The sequence below is a fragment of the Saccharopolyspora sp. 6V genome (genome assembly GCF_020176785.1).
In the GTDB taxonomy this organism is placed as follows: domain Bacteria; phylum Actinomycetota; class Actinomycetes; order Mycobacteriales; family Pseudonocardiaceae; genus Saccharopolyspora_C; species Saccharopolyspora_C gregorii.
The window spans coordinates 1-12,665 of record NZ_JAIUKB010000144.1; the positions used below are offsets into that span (position 1 = coordinate 1).

At 72.9% G+C, this 12,665-nt stretch carries 14 protein-coding genes and 1 tRNA gene; 8 read left to right on the forward strand and 7 right to left on the reverse strand.

Features of this window, described 5'->3' with window-relative positions; all coding sequences use genetic code 11:
• Nucleotides 1–173: 173 nt before the first annotated feature.
• On the reverse strand, nucleotides 174–395 hold the full coding sequence (locus LCD35_RS24845; RefSeq protein ID WP_224960620.1) for a DUF3618 domain-containing protein: 222 nt from the start codon (nucleotides 393–395) through the stop codon (nucleotides 174–176).
• Between the two features lie 157 nt (nucleotides 396–552).
• Here LCD35_RS24845 and LCD35_RS24850 point away from each other — a divergent pair.
• Nucleotides 553–626: transfer RNA gene (locus LCD35_RS24850), tRNA-Leu, on the forward strand.
• A gap of 110 nt (nucleotides 627–736) precedes the next feature.
• On the opposite strand, the gene LCD35_RS24855 is transcribed toward LCD35_RS24850, so the two are convergent.
• On the reverse strand, nucleotides 737–1,333 hold the full coding sequence (locus LCD35_RS24855) for a DUF2249 domain-containing protein (RefSeq protein WP_224960608.1): 597 nt from the start codon (nucleotides 1,331–1,333) through the stop codon (nucleotides 737–739).
• Between the two features lie 119 nt (nucleotides 1,334–1,452).
• Between LCD35_RS24855 and LCD35_RS24860 the strand changes: the two genes are divergently transcribed.
• Genes LCD35_RS24860 through LCD35_RS24870 form a run of 3 tightly spaced genes read left to right on the forward strand, consistent with a single transcriptional unit; the run spans nucleotide 1,453 to nucleotide 2,869 of the window.
• A complete protein-coding gene (locus LCD35_RS24860; protein ID WP_224960611.1) occupies nucleotides 1,453–2,103 on the forward strand; it encodes a metalloregulator ArsR/SmtB family transcription factor in 651 nt (216 codons plus the stop codon).
• Nucleotides 2,104–2,147: 44 nt separating this feature from the next.
• The gene (locus LCD35_RS24865) at nucleotides 2,148–2,522 is read left to right on the forward strand and encodes a hypothetical protein (protein WP_225045057.1); all 375 of its coding nucleotides are present in this window, start codon (nucleotides 2,148–2,150) and stop codon (nucleotides 2,520–2,522) included.
• A gap of 11 nt (nucleotides 2,523–2,533) precedes the next feature.
• Nucleotides 2,534–2,869 (forward strand): LuxR family transcriptional regulator, encoded by a 336-nt coding sequence (locus LCD35_RS24870; protein WP_224960613.1) that lies wholly within the window; start codon nucleotides 2,534–2,536, stop codon nucleotides 2,867–2,869.
• Between the two features lie 28 nt (nucleotides 2,870–2,897).
• On the opposite strand, the gene LCD35_RS24875 is transcribed toward LCD35_RS24870, so the two are convergent.
• Both LCD35_RS24875 and LCD35_RS24880 read right to left on the reverse strand, forming a co-directional pair.
• The gene (locus LCD35_RS24875; protein WP_224960615.1) at nucleotides 2,898–3,530 is read right to left on the reverse strand and encodes a response regulator transcription factor; all 633 of its coding nucleotides are present in this window, start codon (nucleotides 3,528–3,530) and stop codon (nucleotides 2,898–2,900) included.
• Nucleotides 3,527–4,732 (reverse strand): sensor histidine kinase, encoded by a 1,206-nt coding sequence (locus tag LCD35_RS24880; protein ID WP_224967864.1) that lies wholly within the window; start codon nucleotides 4,730–4,732, stop codon nucleotides 3,527–3,529. The genes LCD35_RS24875 and LCD35_RS24880 overlap by 4 nt, the downstream gene beginning before the upstream one ends.
• A gap of 180 nt (nucleotides 4,733–4,912) precedes the next feature.
• Here LCD35_RS24880 and LCD35_RS24885 point away from each other — a divergent pair, with 180 nt between their 5' ends.
• The 4 genes from LCD35_RS24885 to lysX all read left to right on the forward strand — a co-directional run bounded on the left by LCD35_RS24885 (nucleotide 4,913) and on the right by lysX (nucleotide 9,072).
• Nucleotides 4,913–5,983, forward strand: a complete 1,071-nt coding sequence (locus tag LCD35_RS24885) for an ABC transporter permease (protein ID WP_224967873.1) — start codon at nucleotides 4,913–4,915, stop codon at nucleotides 5,981–5,983.
• A 119-nt stretch (nucleotides 5,984–6,102) separates the two neighbouring features.
• Nucleotides 6,103–6,783: an ABC transporter ATP-binding protein gene (locus LCD35_RS24890; protein ID WP_224960618.1), complete on the forward strand. Its 681-nt coding sequence runs from the start codon at nucleotides 6,103–6,105 to the stop codon at nucleotides 6,781–6,783.
• A 12-nt stretch (nucleotides 6,784–6,795) separates the two neighbouring features.
• Nucleotides 6,796–7,218 (forward strand): DUF2871 family protein, encoded by a 423-nt coding sequence (locus tag LCD35_RS24895; protein WP_225045054.1) that lies wholly within the window; start codon nucleotides 6,796–6,798, stop codon nucleotides 7,216–7,218.
• Between the two features lie 354 nt (nucleotides 7,219–7,572).
• The gene (lysX, locus tag LCD35_RS24900; protein ID WP_225045055.1) at nucleotides 7,573–9,072 is read left to right on the forward strand and encodes a bifunctional lysylphosphatidylglycerol synthetase/lysine--tRNA ligase LysX; all 1,500 of its coding nucleotides are present in this window, start codon (nucleotides 7,573–7,575) and stop codon (nucleotides 9,070–9,072) included.
• Between the two features lie 55 nt (nucleotides 9,073–9,127).
• On the opposite strand, the gene LCD35_RS24905 is transcribed toward lysX, so the two are convergent.
• The 3 genes from LCD35_RS24905 to LCD35_RS24915 form a co-directional block, all read right to left on the reverse strand.
• Nucleotides 9,128–10,123: a YdcF family protein gene (locus tag LCD35_RS24905; protein WP_224962726.1), complete on the reverse strand. Its 996-nt coding sequence runs from the start codon at nucleotides 10,121–10,123 to the stop codon at nucleotides 9,128–9,130.
• 82 nt (nucleotides 10,124–10,205) lie between these two features.
• On the reverse strand, nucleotides 10,206–11,858 hold the full coding sequence (locus LCD35_RS24910; protein WP_225045056.1) for a sulfatase-like hydrolase/transferase: 1,653 nt from the start codon (nucleotides 11,856–11,858) through the stop codon (nucleotides 10,206–10,208).
• Between the two features lie 137 nt (nucleotides 11,859–11,995).
• Nucleotides 11,996–12,388: a hypothetical protein gene (locus tag LCD35_RS24915; protein ID WP_224962730.1), complete on the reverse strand. Its 393-nt coding sequence runs from the start codon at nucleotides 12,386–12,388 to the stop codon at nucleotides 11,996–11,998.
• Nucleotides 12,389–12,665 lie beyond the last annotated feature (277 nt).

Consider the following 12,665-nt stretch of genomic DNA (forward strand, 5'->3'; position numbering starts at 1 on the left):
GGCCCGCGGGCGGGCGGCCGGGGTGCATGGTGTGGCCGCGGCGGCACACCGACCCGTGGCACCCCGGGGGCCCCCCCCCCGGGGCCCCCCCCGGGGGGGCCCGGGGCCCCCGGGGGGCGGCCGCGGTCGTGCGCCCAGCAGGGTCGTGACCCCGCGGACGCACGCCGCGCGGCTCAGCGGAAGATCTTGCGCACGACGATGACGGCGACCAGTGCGCCGACCCCGATCATCGCGTAGCGCACCCGCGGGTCGTTCAACTTCTCCTGCACGCTGGCCTTACCGGACTCCACGAACCGCTTGGGGTCCGCCTTGGTGCTCAACTCGTCCAGTGTCACGGCCAGCGAGTCACGTGCCTTCTCGATGTCGCGCTGAATGGCGTCCGGATCACGAGCCACGCCGTCCTCCTCCATGTTCACCTGGCTGGTGACACCGTAGATCACACGTCAGTCCCGGACCCACCGACCGTTCCCCGAGTCGAGGCAGCCAGCGCCCGCCGAACCACCCGGCCGGGGACACAACGGACATCACCAACCGTTAGGCTGGTGCGCACTGGGGGCCGTAGCCCAATTGGCAGAGGCACTAGGTTTAGGTCCTAGCCAGTGCGGGTTCGAGTCCCGCCGGCCTCACCGTCCGCCGCTCGGCGCCGTCGCATTTCCGCGCCCGCACCGTCGAATCGGACGGCCTTCCCCGCTTCCTCCGTCGTGGCCCCGCGATCGCGGGACCTCGCGCCACGGGGTCAGCGGTCGGAGTGGGTGAGCCCTTCGATGGTGAGGGCCTTGCGGCGCTGGTGGACCGTCAGGTAGCGGAGCCCGGACTCCCCGGCGAGGAATTCGCGGCGCGAGCGCTTCGGCAGCCAGAGCAGCACGCCGGGAGCGAGGGGGACGTCGCCGCCTTCGGTGCGCAGCGTTCCCGTTCCGCGCAGCACGTGGATCAGCACGTCGAGGTCGGGCCCGGCGTGCGCGTCGATCTTCCGGCCCGCGGGCAGCTGGATGACGTTGGAGTCGAGGTCGCGGTCGCGGACCGGCAGCGCCCACACCGCACCCGCCGCGTCGGAGTCGTCGCCCAGGTCGCCGGTGTCGCAGAGGATCCGGGGCAGCGGCGTCGAGTGCAGCCTGCCGATGCGCACGCGCCACTCCCGCGGGCCCTCGGCCAGGTACTCCCAGGTGAAGCCGCCGGGGAAGTCCGCTTCGAACTCGCCGCGCAGCGGCTGCGGATCGTGGTCGTTGACCAGGACGACCGCTTCACCGGGGGCGAGCGCGGCGAAGGCGCCGAAGATCGCGGGGTGCTTCTGCGGTTTCGGCAGCGCGCGGACGTCGAGCTCCTGCTCGGGCATGGGGCCTCCCAGGCCTGTTTCCACAACGATCGGTTGTATAAACTCTACGACCAGGACCGGCAGCGGAACCAGGGCACCTCCCCGGCCCGCGCTCACGGCCACCAAGCGAGGAGATCGTCATGGGCGGGAACCCGGCCCCGGCAGCGTCCGGGCGGCGGCGGGAAGTGCTGGCGCTGCTGCGGGAATCCCGCGCGACGTGGGACATCACCGCGCTCGCGCGACGGCTCGCGGTGCACCCGAACACGATCCGGTTCCACCTGGACGCCCTGGTCGGCGCCGGGCAGGTGGAGCGCGTCGACGCGCGGCGCCCCGGCCCGGGGAGGCCGCCGCTGCTGTTCCGCGCCAAACCGGGCATGGACCCGGCCGGACCGCGCGAGTACCGGCTGCTCGCGGGCATCCTCGTCGACGAGGTCGCGCAGGCCCCCGATCCGGTGCGCAGCGCGGGCGAGGCCGGGCGGCGCTGGGGCGCGCGGCTCGCCGGCGGCACCCCGCGGTCCACCCGGACGGACGCCGTCGAGCACCTGGTGGGCCTGCTCGACGAGCTCGGCTTCCGGCCCGAGACGCGGGCGAGGGGCGCGGAGATCGGGCTGCGGCACTGCCCCTTCCTGGAACTCGCCGAGCAGCAGCGGCAGGTCGTGTGCCAGGTGCACCTCGGCCTCATGCAGGGCGTCACGGCGGCGACGGGTTCCCCGGTGACCGTCGATCGGCTGGACGCGTTCGTGGAGCCCGACCTGTGCGTGGCGCACCTCGCGCCCGAGGAGCGGGTGTGACCGCGTGGGCGGTCGCGGCGGCCGCCACCTTCACCTGGGTCGGCATGGTGCTCGCGATCTCGTTCGTCGAAGCCCCGCTGAAGTTCCGCGCGCCCGGCGTGACCGTGCCGATCGGGCTGGGCATCGGGCGGTTGGTGTTCCGCGCGCTCAACGCCATCGAGCTCGTGCTCGCGCTGGTCGTGCTGAGCTGCCTCGCCGCGCGGACGCCGCCGGTCGCGACCTGGGTCGCCTCGGGACTCGCCGTGGCCGCGCTGGCGGCGCAGCTGCTGCTGGTGCGGCCGGTGCTGGGCCGGCGCACGCGCGCCGTGCTCGCCGGTCAGGAGCCGCCGCGCTCGCACGCCCACCTCGCCTACGTCGCGCTGGAGGTCGGCAAGCTCGTCGCGCTGCTGACCGGCGGCGTCCTGTTGCTCACGTCCTGAAGGGGAGACCGTTGGCCACGACCTCGCTCACCGAACTCGCCGCCGAACGGCTCGCCGCCGCCCAGCGCTCCCGCGCGGGACGGGCCGCGAGCACCGTCCACGGCGGGTCGGGGCACGCGTTGCGGCAGGTGCTGCTCGCGCTCACCGCGGGCAGCGCGCTCGCCGACCACGACAGCCCCGGCGAAGCCACGTTGCAGGTGCTGCGCGGTTCGGTCCGGGTCACCACCGGGTCCGATTCCGTCGCGGCGGCGGAAGGCGATCACCTCGCCCTGCCGCGCGAACGGCACGGCCTGACCGCGGTCGGCGACGCCGTGGTGCTGCTGACCGTCGTCGCGCCCACCTCGTGACGCGGCAACCTCGTGACGCGGCCGGTCGCTACCGGCGGATGAGGCCGCGGTCGACGGCCACGGCCACCGCCGCCGTGCGGGAGTCCACACCGAGCTTGCCGTAGATGTGCACCAGGTGGGACTTCACCGTGGCCTGGCTGAGGAACAGCCGCTTGCTGATCCGCTGGTTCGACAGGCCGTCCGCGACGAGCTCCAGCACCTCCGTCTCGCGGCGGCTCAGCGCGGTGCCGGGCGTGCGCATCCGGTCCATCAGGCGGTGCGCGATGGCCGGCGCCAGCGCGGACTGGCCGGCGGCGGCGGTGCGCACGGCCGCGGCCAGCTCCTCCGGCGGTGCGTCCTTGAGCAGGTAGCCGGTGGCTCCGGCTTCGACCGCGGCGAGGATGTCGGCGTCGGTGTCGTAGGTGGTCAGCACCAGCACGCGGGGCGCGTCCGGCAGCGCCGTGATGGCGGCGGTCGCGTCCGAGCCGTGCATGCCCGCGCCGAACCGGAGGTCCATCAGCACCACGTCGACCTGTTCGGTGCCGGCGAGCGCGACGGCGCGTTCGGCGCTGGCGGCCTCGGCGACCACCTCGAAGTCCGGTTCGGTGTCGAGCACGGCGCGCAGGCCGGTGCGCACCACCGGGTGGTCGTCGGCCAGCAGCAATCGGATGGTCCCGCTCATCGCACGTCCCCTTCCGCCGCGGGCCTGCGCGGGAAGCTCACCGCGAGCGCGGTTCCCTGCCCCGGCGCGGACTCCACGCTCAACGTGCCACCGAGCGCGCGGGCCCGCGCCCGCATCGCGGCCAGCCCGAAACCGCCGTCGACGCGCCCGGCAGCGGACTCCGCCGCCGGGTCGAACCCGATCCCGTCGTCCACCAGGTCGAGCGCGACGCGGGTGTCCATGTAGGTCAGCGTCATCTCCGCCGCCGCGGCCCGCGCGTGCCGGACGGTGTTGGCCAGCGCGGACTGCGCGATCCGCAGCAGCGCCACCTCGAACGGGGTGGGGATCTCTGCCGGTTCGCCGTCCAGGTGGAACCGGACCGCGGCCCCGGAATGCGCCGAAGTGGTGGCGCACAACCGTTCCAGCGCCGCCGGCAGCGATCCCCCTTCCAGGTCGGGCGGGGTGAGGGCGTGCACGAAACGCCGGGCCTCCGCCAGGTTGTCCTGCGCCTCCCCGCGCGCCCGCAGCACGTGGTCCGCGGCCAGGTCCGGCTGGTCGGGCAGGGCGCGTTCGGCGGCGCGCAGCAGCAGCTGGATGCTGGAGAGGCCCTGCGCGAGGGTGTCGTGGATCTCCTTCGCCAGCCGCTCCCGTTCCGCGAGCACGCCCGCGGAGCGCTCGGCCGCGGCGAGGTCGTGGCGGGCCGCGGTGAGCTCCTCGATCAGCTCGCGGCGCTGCTCGCTCTCCCGGTGCAGGGCCTGGTAGCCGAGCACGACGGCCACCGCGACGGCCGCGCCGAGCGCGGGGCCGAGCGCCGCCGCCGGGGTGAAACCGCCCTGGTGCCAGGCGAAACCGGCGATCGCGAACACCGTCGTGAGCAGCACGACCGGCAGTCCCGAGCGGTCCGGCAGCAGGTGCAGCTGCAGGAAGAACAGCGGGAACGCCAGCCACACCCCGTCGGGGGTGAGCCACAGCAGCACCAGCCACACGGCGCCGAGCAGGCCGAGCCACACCGCCGCGGCCCACTTCGACCGGCTCACCCCCGGCAGCAGCGGTCCGGTGGCGTACACGGCGGCCAGCGCGGTGGCGGCGGCGATCACCGCGCCGGGGTGCGGCAGGTCGGTGGTGACGGCGTGCACGGCGGCCAGCACGAGCAGGCCCGCCATCAGCAGGTGCAGGCACAGGCGCAACGCGCGCAGCGGTCGGGTGAGGGTCAGCGGGTCCACGGTGTTCCCAGGCTACGTGCTGGTCAGGGCGGTGCATCGATCGAAAGGTTGATTCGCGCCCGCACCTTTCGACACCGCGGAGCCGACCGGCGGCGCGATGTTCCGCGGCGTCCCAAGGACGAGTGTTGGTGCCGTGCCGGGCAGGGACCCGGCCGGAACGTGAGAGAAAGGCACTCGACCGTGTTCGTCGCCACCAGAGACCTCCGGTTCGCGAAGGGGCGGTTCGCCCTGATGGGGACCGTCATCATCCTGATGACCCTGCTCGTCGGGTTGCTGTCCGGCCTGACCGCGGGCCTGGGCCGGGAGAGCACCTCGGCCATCACCGACCTGCCCGCCGACCACGTGGTGTTCTCCGCGCCGGCGGAGGGCCAGGGGCCGACCTTCACCGAGTCCGAAGTGGACCGGCAGCAGTGGGAGCGGTGGCGCGAGGTTCCCGGCGTGCACCGCGCGGACCCGCTGGGCATCGCCACCGCCAAGGTGCGGTCCGGCACGAGCAGCACCACGCTGGCCACCTTCGGTGTCGAACCCGGCTCCGCGCTGGTGCCCGCGGGCGGCGCCGTCGGTCCCGGGGAGGTCGTGCTCTCCGAAGGGGCCGCCGACGACCTCGACGTCGGCGCCGGGGACGCCATCACCGTGTCGGGGCAGGATCTGCGGGTGACCGCCGTGTCCGGCGACGCCTCCTACAGCCACAACCCGGTGGTGTGGACGAGCCTCGCCGACTGGCAGCGGCTGTCGCCCGGCAGCGAGCGGCAGGCGACCGTGATCGCCCTCGGCAGCGACGACGGCGCCGACCTCGCGACCGCCGACGCGCGGCTGGGCACCAGCACCGCCACCACCGCAGGCGCCCTGTCGGCGATCAGCTCGTACAGCTCGGAGAACGGGTCGCTGCAGCTGATGCAGGCGTTCCTGTTCGCGATCTCCGCGCTGGTCATCGGCGCCTTCTTCACCGTGTGGACCATCCAGCGCGGCGGGGACGTCGCGGTGCTCAAGGCGCTCGGCGCCACCACCCGCTACCTGCTGCGCGACGCGCTCGGGCAGGCCGTGGTGCTGCTCGTCGGCGGCACCGCCATCGGCACCGGCATCGCCGCCGCGATCGGTGCGGTCGCCGTGGGCACCGTCCCGTTCGTGCTGGAGGCCGGCACGGTGCTGCCGCCCGCCGCCGTGATGGTCGTGCTGGGCGCGCTCGGCGCGGCGCTGTCGGTCCGGCGCATCACCGCGGTCGATCCGCTGACCGCCCTGTCCACCCGCTGATCGCCCGGCCAACCCGCTGATCGCCCGGCCACCGGCTGATCACCCTGCCAACCCGCTGATCGGGCCGACCCGCTGATCGCCCGGCCGGCCCGCTGATCACCTCGAACCAGGAGCCAGTCATGAGCTTGCAGTTGCGCGACATCACCCTCACCTACCCCGACGGCGGTTCCCGGCTCACCGCCGTGGACCACGCCGACCTGGACGTGCCCGCCGGTTCGGTGACGGCGGTGATCGGCCCGTCCGGTTCGGGCAAGTCCAGCCTGCTCGCCGTCGCCGCCGCGCTGGTCACGCCCGACTCCGGCCGGGTCGTCGTGGACGGCACCACCGTCACCGGCATGAACCAGGCGCAGCTGACGGCGGTGCGGCGGGAGAAGATCGGCATCGTCTTCCAGCAGCCGAACCTGATCGCCTCGCTGACCGCGGCCGAGCAGTTGCAGGTCATGGCGCACCTCGACGGCCGCTCGGCGCGCGACGCGCGGGACCGCGCGGTGGAACTGCTGGACGCGGTGGGCCTGTCCGGCGAGAAGGACCGCAGGCCGCACCAGCTCTCCGGCGGGCAGCGGCAGCGCGTCAACATCGCCCGCGCGCTCATGAACGACCCGGCGGTGCTGCTCGTCGACGAGCCGACCAGCGCGCTCGACCACGAGCGCGGGGCCGCCGTGATCGACCTGATCACCACGCTGACCCACCGCCGCGCCACCGCGACCGTGCTGGTCACGCACGACACCACCCACCTCAGCGGGGTGGACCAGGTCGCCGAGGTCCTCGACGGCCGGGTCCGCGTGCCCGCGGCGAGCTGAGGGGACACGATCATGCGGAAGAGCTTCTTCGCCGCGGTGGGCTACGCGGTGCTGGGCCTGCTGGCCGGGGTGTACTACCGCGAGCTGACCAAGGCGCAGGACTTCGTCGGTGACACGCAGCTCTCGGTGCTGCACACCCACCTGCTGGTGCTCGGCACCCTGGTGTTCCTGCTGGTCCTGCTGTTCGAGCGGGCCGCCGGGCCGGCCCGGAGCAGGTGGTTCGGCCGGTTCTTCTGGACCTACAACGCCGGGCTGCTGGTCACCACGGGCGGCATGGCGGTGCACAGCACCAGGACCGTGCTGGGCGAGCCGACGGGCGCCGCGCTCGCCGGCACCTCCGGGCTCGGCCACGTCCTGCTGACCGTCGGCCTGGCGTGCCTGTTCACGGCGATCCACCGCACCCTGCCCGCCCCGGACCACGCCCAGCGGCGCTGAGCCCCCCCCCCCCCGGGGGGGGGGGGGGGGGGGGGGGGGGGGGGGGGGGGGGGGGGGCGGGGGGGCCGGCCCCCCCCGCCCCCGCGGCGGGGGGGGGGGGGGGGGGGGCCCCCCCGCCCCCCCCCGGGGGCCCCCCCCCCCCCCCCCCCCCCCCCCCCCCCCCGCGGCCCGTTCACTCCCTCCGCGGCGTCGGCGGGTCGACGGGGAACGCGACGACCGGGCGCGGCCCTCCCCCAGCTCGCCGCGCTGCTCGGCACCGGGCACCTTCGCGGAGGACCGGCCGCCCGAGCGCCACCACCGACGCGGGACCGACACCCCGGCCAGGCTGGTGAGCTGGGCCGATACCATGTCCGGGTGAGTGAAGCGGTGGACGAGAATCACGAGGACCTGCCGGAGCAGATGCGCATCCGGCGGGAGAAGCTGGACCGGCTGCGGGAGAGCGGAGTCGACCCCTACCCGGTCGGTTACCCGCGCACCACCTCGATCGGGCCCGTCCGCGAGAGTCACGAGGGCCTCGAACCGGACGTCGCCACCGGCGATCGGGTGTCGGTCACCGGCCGGGTGCTGCTGTACCGCACCGGCGGCAAGCTGTGCTTCGCCACGATCCGCGACGACAGCGGCTCCATCCAGATCATGCTCGCGCTGGACAAGATCGGCGCGGAGGCCCTGGACTCCTGGAAGGCCGACGTGGACCTCGGCGACCACGTGGGCATCACCGGCGAGGTGATCACCTCCAAGCGCGGCGAGCTCTCGATCATGGCCGACTCGTGGGCGTTGACGTCCAAGTGCCTGCGGCCGCTGCCGGAGAAGCACAAGGGCCTCACCGACCCGGAGGCCCGGGTGCGGCAGCGCTACGTGGACCTGATCGTCAACCCCGAGGCGCGGCAGCTGGCGCGCCAGCGCGGCAAGGCCGTGCAGGCCCTGCGCTCGGTGCTGCTCGGCCGCGACTACCTCGAGGTCGAGACCCCGATGCTGCAGCAGGTGCACGGCGGCGCCACGGCCCGGCCGTTCACCACGCACATCAACGCCTACGACCTCGACCTGTACCTGCGGATCGCGCCGGAGCTGTACCTGAAGCGGCTCGTGGTCGGCGGGGTGGAGAAGGTCTTCGAGATCAACCGGAACTTCCGCAACGAGGGCGCGGACTCCACGCACAACCCCGAGTTCACCATGCTGGAGTTCTACGAGGCCTACGGGGACTACGACACGGCCGCGGAGCTCACCACCGAACTGTTCCGGCAGGCCGCGAAGGCCGTGTTCGGCGACATGGTGGTGCGCCACCCGGAGCACGGGGACATCGACCTGGGCGCCGAATGGCCGTCGATCACGCTGTACGGCTCGGTCGGCGAGGCGCTCGGCGAGGAGATCACCACCGCCACCCCGGTCGAGCGGCTGCGGGAGCTCGCCGATGCCAGGGAGATCACCTGGGATCCGGCGTGGGGCCCGGGAAAGCTGGTGGAGCACCTGTTCGAGGAGCTCGTCGAGCACACCCTGATCCGGCCGACCTACGTGCGCGACTTCCCGCTGGAGACGAGCCCGCTGACCCGCCAGCACCGGCAGGACCCGCTGCTGACGGAGAAGTGGGACCTGATCGGGTTCGGCATGGAGCTCGGCACCGGCTTCTCCGAACTGGTCGATCCGGTGGAGCAGCGGCGCAGGCTCACCGAGCAGTCCCTGCTCGCCGCCGGCGGTGATGCCGAGGCGATGCAGCTCGACGAGGACTTCCTGCGCGCCCTGGAGTACGGCATGCCGCCGACCGGCGGGGTCGGCGTCGGCATCGACCGGATGCTGATGGCGTTCACCGGCAAGGGGATCCGGGAGACGATCCTGTTCCCGATGGTCAAGCCCGGCTGAAGCCCGGTTCCCGTGGCGGGGCGGTGCGCGTGGTCGCACCGCCCCGTTGCGCGTTTCAGACCGCGGCGAGCACGGTGCTGACGACGAGCAGCCCGCACATCCCGAAGTTCACCACCCGGTGGGCGAGGAAGACCGCCACGAATTCGCGGATCGTGGCGCTCGGCCAGAAGTAGCGCGCCGTCGGCGAACCGATCACCTGGGCGTTCACGCCTTCCTTGCGGGCGATCCGGGCGGCCCGCATCACGTGGAAGTTGTTCGTCACGACCAGCGCGCGGTGCTCCGGGCGGTGCTCGCGCATGATGGCCGCGCTGAACCGCAGGTTCTCCTCGGTACTGCGCGACCGGTCCTCGACCAGGATCCGCTCGGGCGGCGCCCCGTTCGCGATGAGGTGGTCGGCCATGGCGCGCGCCTCCGGGACGTCCTCACCGGGACCTTGCCCTCCGGAGGTGACCAGCACCGGCTCGCGCCCCTTCTCCTGCTGCGCGCGGAACTCGGCGAGGCCCTTGTCGAGCCTGCTCGCCAGCAGCGGCGGCACCCGCGAACCGATCAGTCCCGAGCCGAGCACCACGATGAAGTCAACGCGGCGGCGGTGCGGGAAGGCGCCGTAGACGAGCGAGTAGAGCAGGAAGCACGCGAACAGCACCGAGACGTAGCCGATCACCTTGCCCGTGGCGTCCATCGTCACTTCCAGCGGTGCCCACCCGATGGTGCCCGCGATCCCGCGCAGCACCACGAAGCCGATGATCCCGACCCCGGCGGCCAGCGACAGCACGTTCGCGAGCCGCCTGCCCTCCCGCCGCAGCATCGTCACGCCGTTGAGGACGAGGAACACCGCGAGCGCCAAGGTGGTCAGCGGGATCAGCAGGGCCAGCACGATCAGCACCACCGCCGCCGCCGATTCCGAGTACGTGGCCAGCCACATCAGCAGGCCGCCGACCAGGAACAGGCAGGCCAGGAACAGGTAGACGCCGTTGCGGACCAGCCGCCGTTCGTAGGCGAAACCGATCCCGAAGATCACGAACAGGACGGCGGCGGGGATCAAGAACAGCACGCGCGGCAGCCTACCGGTCCGGATCGGGCGGTACGGCCGGTTCGGTCGATCTTCCGGCTTCGTCGCGGGTATTCCCCTGCGCTCACCCGGGTCGTGGTGCGGCCGGGATCGGCCGGGCGCACTCCGCGCCGCGGCAGCCCTGCAGCGCGTCGAGATGCCGGTCGAGGAACGCCCGCACCTGCGTGTAGCGGGCGTCGTCGTGCTTCGACGCCAGTTCGTCCGGATCCACGTGCAGGTCGTAGAGCTCGTGGTCGCCGCTGACGTACCGGACGTAGAGATAGCGTTCGGTGCGGATCGCCTCGTAGGCGGCGTCGAGGACCTGGCTGTGGTCGTCGCGCGATTTCGCCGGCGCGGGCGGTGATGCGGAACCGTCCTGGTCCAGGTCGCCTGCCCCGGCCGCCCGGCCCGACGCCACGTCCAGCGCGGAGGCTCCGTCGCCCGCCGCGCCCGGCCGCACCGGGTCGGGCAGCGCGCCTTCCGCGGCCTCGTGCAGCAGCGGTCTTCCGGTGCGCAGCAACGGGTCCCGGGCGAACGGCAGCAGTGAACGCCCGTCCAGCGGGATCGTCGGTTCCGCCCCGCCGATGTCGGTGATGGTGGCGGTGAGGTCGGTGTTCGTGCTCAGCTCCGGCACGTGCGCGCCGCCCGCGATGCCCGGCCCGCGCAGCAGCAGCGGCACGTGCGCCGCCGCCTCGTGCGGCAGGAACTTGCCGGTCGGGACGCGGTGCTGGCCGAAGAAGAAACCGTTGTCCGACACGAACATCAGGTAGGTGTCGTCGAGCTCCCCGTTGGCGCGCAGCGCGTCGACGATCCGCTGCACCGCTTCGTCCACGGCCAGCAGCGATTCCAGGCGCAGCCGGTAGCTGGTGGCGATCTCGGTGCCGGTGGCCGCCGAGATCTCCGGGTAGTCGCGGAGGAACTCCGGCTTGTCCGCCACGTCCTGCTCGCCGTAGGACGCGTCGTACGGCGGCCGTTCCGCGGCGAACTCGCCCTGGTGGCGCAGCGCGGGCCGCGGGCCGCGACCGACCCGGAAGAAGTCGCCGTTGTCCGGGGCGCCGTGCACGTTCTCCCCGTGCGGGGCCAGGAACGCCACGCTCAGGAAGATTGGGTCGTCCGCCGCCGACCGCCGGTCGATGAAGTCGATCGCCTTGTCCCGGTAGACGTCGGTCTGGTACATCGCCGGGTCCTGCACCCACGGGTCGCCGTAGGTGCGCAACCGACCGTTCTCGTTCAACCGGTAGCCGTACATGTCGTAGGTGGTCGGGTCGATCGAGCCGCGCCACTCGTCCCAGCCCGGTGGCACGTGCGTCTCGTCCGACTTGCCGTAGCCGTTCGGGTACTTGCCGATGTGCGAGGTCGTGTAGCCGGCCCGCTGCATCCACACCGGCAACGCGTTCTCCTCGTCCAGCGCGTCGTAGCCGCCGAGCGGCGGCGCGTTGTGCCGCACCCCGTTGTTGTGCGCCAACTGTCCACTGAGGAAAGTCGAGCGGGAGGGGCAGCACAGCGGGAACGACGCGTAGTACCGGTCGAACGTGGCGCCGCCCAACCCCAGCAGCCGCTGCACGTTCGGCATGAACCGCACGCTGTCCAGCCACTGGTCGTCGGTCATCACCACGACCACGTTCGGCCTGCTCGCGGGGGCGGCGGTGCGCACCGGGCGGGCGCAACCCGCCAGCAGCACGCCGAGAACCAGCAGCACGGCGACCGGGATTCGGGTGGTTCCGGCGGAACGGGCCATGACCTCGATTTCCGCGCCGCGCCGCGGAGAAGTCAAGCTCCCCGGCGCGGTGGAACACGTTCAGCCGCGTCCCATCGGGTCATCTTCGGCGGGGTGGATCGATCCGGCGGGAACCGGCCGCCACCCCATCGGCGGGATCAGTAGCCGTCGCCGCCGAAGAAGGTCTCCTCCAGCTGGTCCGCCGTGTCCGCCACCAGCTGCAGCGGGTCGAGGAACTCGTTGATGTCGAGGTTCAGCAGCGGCAGCGAGTGGCGCAGCACCACGTGCTCACCCATGATCACCGCGCCGCAGACGACGGAGGTCTCGCCGATCTCCTTGAGCACCAGGCGCAGGTCCACGTCCGAGACGAGCCCGCACACCGAGGCGATCTGGACCCACTCCTCGCGCTGGTCCAGCACCTCCCGGCAAACGATGATCACCTGGCTGCGCTCGTCCTCGTACTCGATGAGGATGCGGATCTCGTCGCCGGTGTCCTCGATGACTCGGTACTCGGACCGGACGAATGCGGCGATGTCGTCCCACGTGGCCAAGGTGCCCCCAAGGTCGTCGATCGTGCCGCCGCGAGACTAGTGCACCTGATCATGTCGCGGGAACCGCTCGGCAGCGTGATCCGGTTGCCCCGATCGCACCGCCGCACCACCGGATCCGGCGACGCGGCGTGCACCGCCGCGGCAACGGGGTGGACCCGTCGGTTCTCCGGGTGAACGGACCGTTCGTCCCATCTCGTTGGTCGAACGGTACCGTAACAACCCCCCCGCGTGGGGCGACGGGTTGGCCCACGGCACCGGACCTCTGCGCCACAGGGGT

Excerpts from the sequence above, each read along its gene's own strand:
- LCD35_RS24855 (WP_224960608.1), bottom strand. The coding sequence starts at position 1,333 with ATGCCCGAGCAGGAGCTCGACGTCCGCGCGCTGCCGAAACCGCAGAAG.
- LCD35_RS24860 (WP_224960611.1), top strand. The coding sequence starts at position 1,453 with ATGGGCGGGAACCCGGCCCCGGCAGCGTCCGGGCGGCGGCGGGAAGTG.
- LCD35_RS24865 (WP_225045057.1), top strand. The coding sequence starts at position 2,148 with ATGGTGCTCGCGATCTCGTTCGTCGAAGCCCCGCTGAAGTTCCGCGCG.
- LCD35_RS24875 (WP_224960615.1), bottom strand. The coding sequence starts at position 3,530 with ATGAGCGGGACCATCCGATTGCTGCTGGCCGACGACCACCCGGTGGTG.
- LCD35_RS24890 (WP_224960618.1), top strand. The coding sequence starts at position 6,103 with ATGAGCTTGCAGTTGCGCGACATCACCCTCACCTACCCCGACGGCGGT.
- LCD35_RS24895 (WP_225045054.1), top strand. The coding sequence starts at position 6,796 with ATGCGGAAGAGCTTCTTCGCCGCGGTGGGCTACGCGGTGCTGGGCCTG.
- LCD35_RS24910 (WP_225045056.1), bottom strand. The coding sequence starts at position 11,858 with ATGGCCCGTTCCGCCGGAACCACCCGAATCCCGGTCGCCGTGCTGCTG.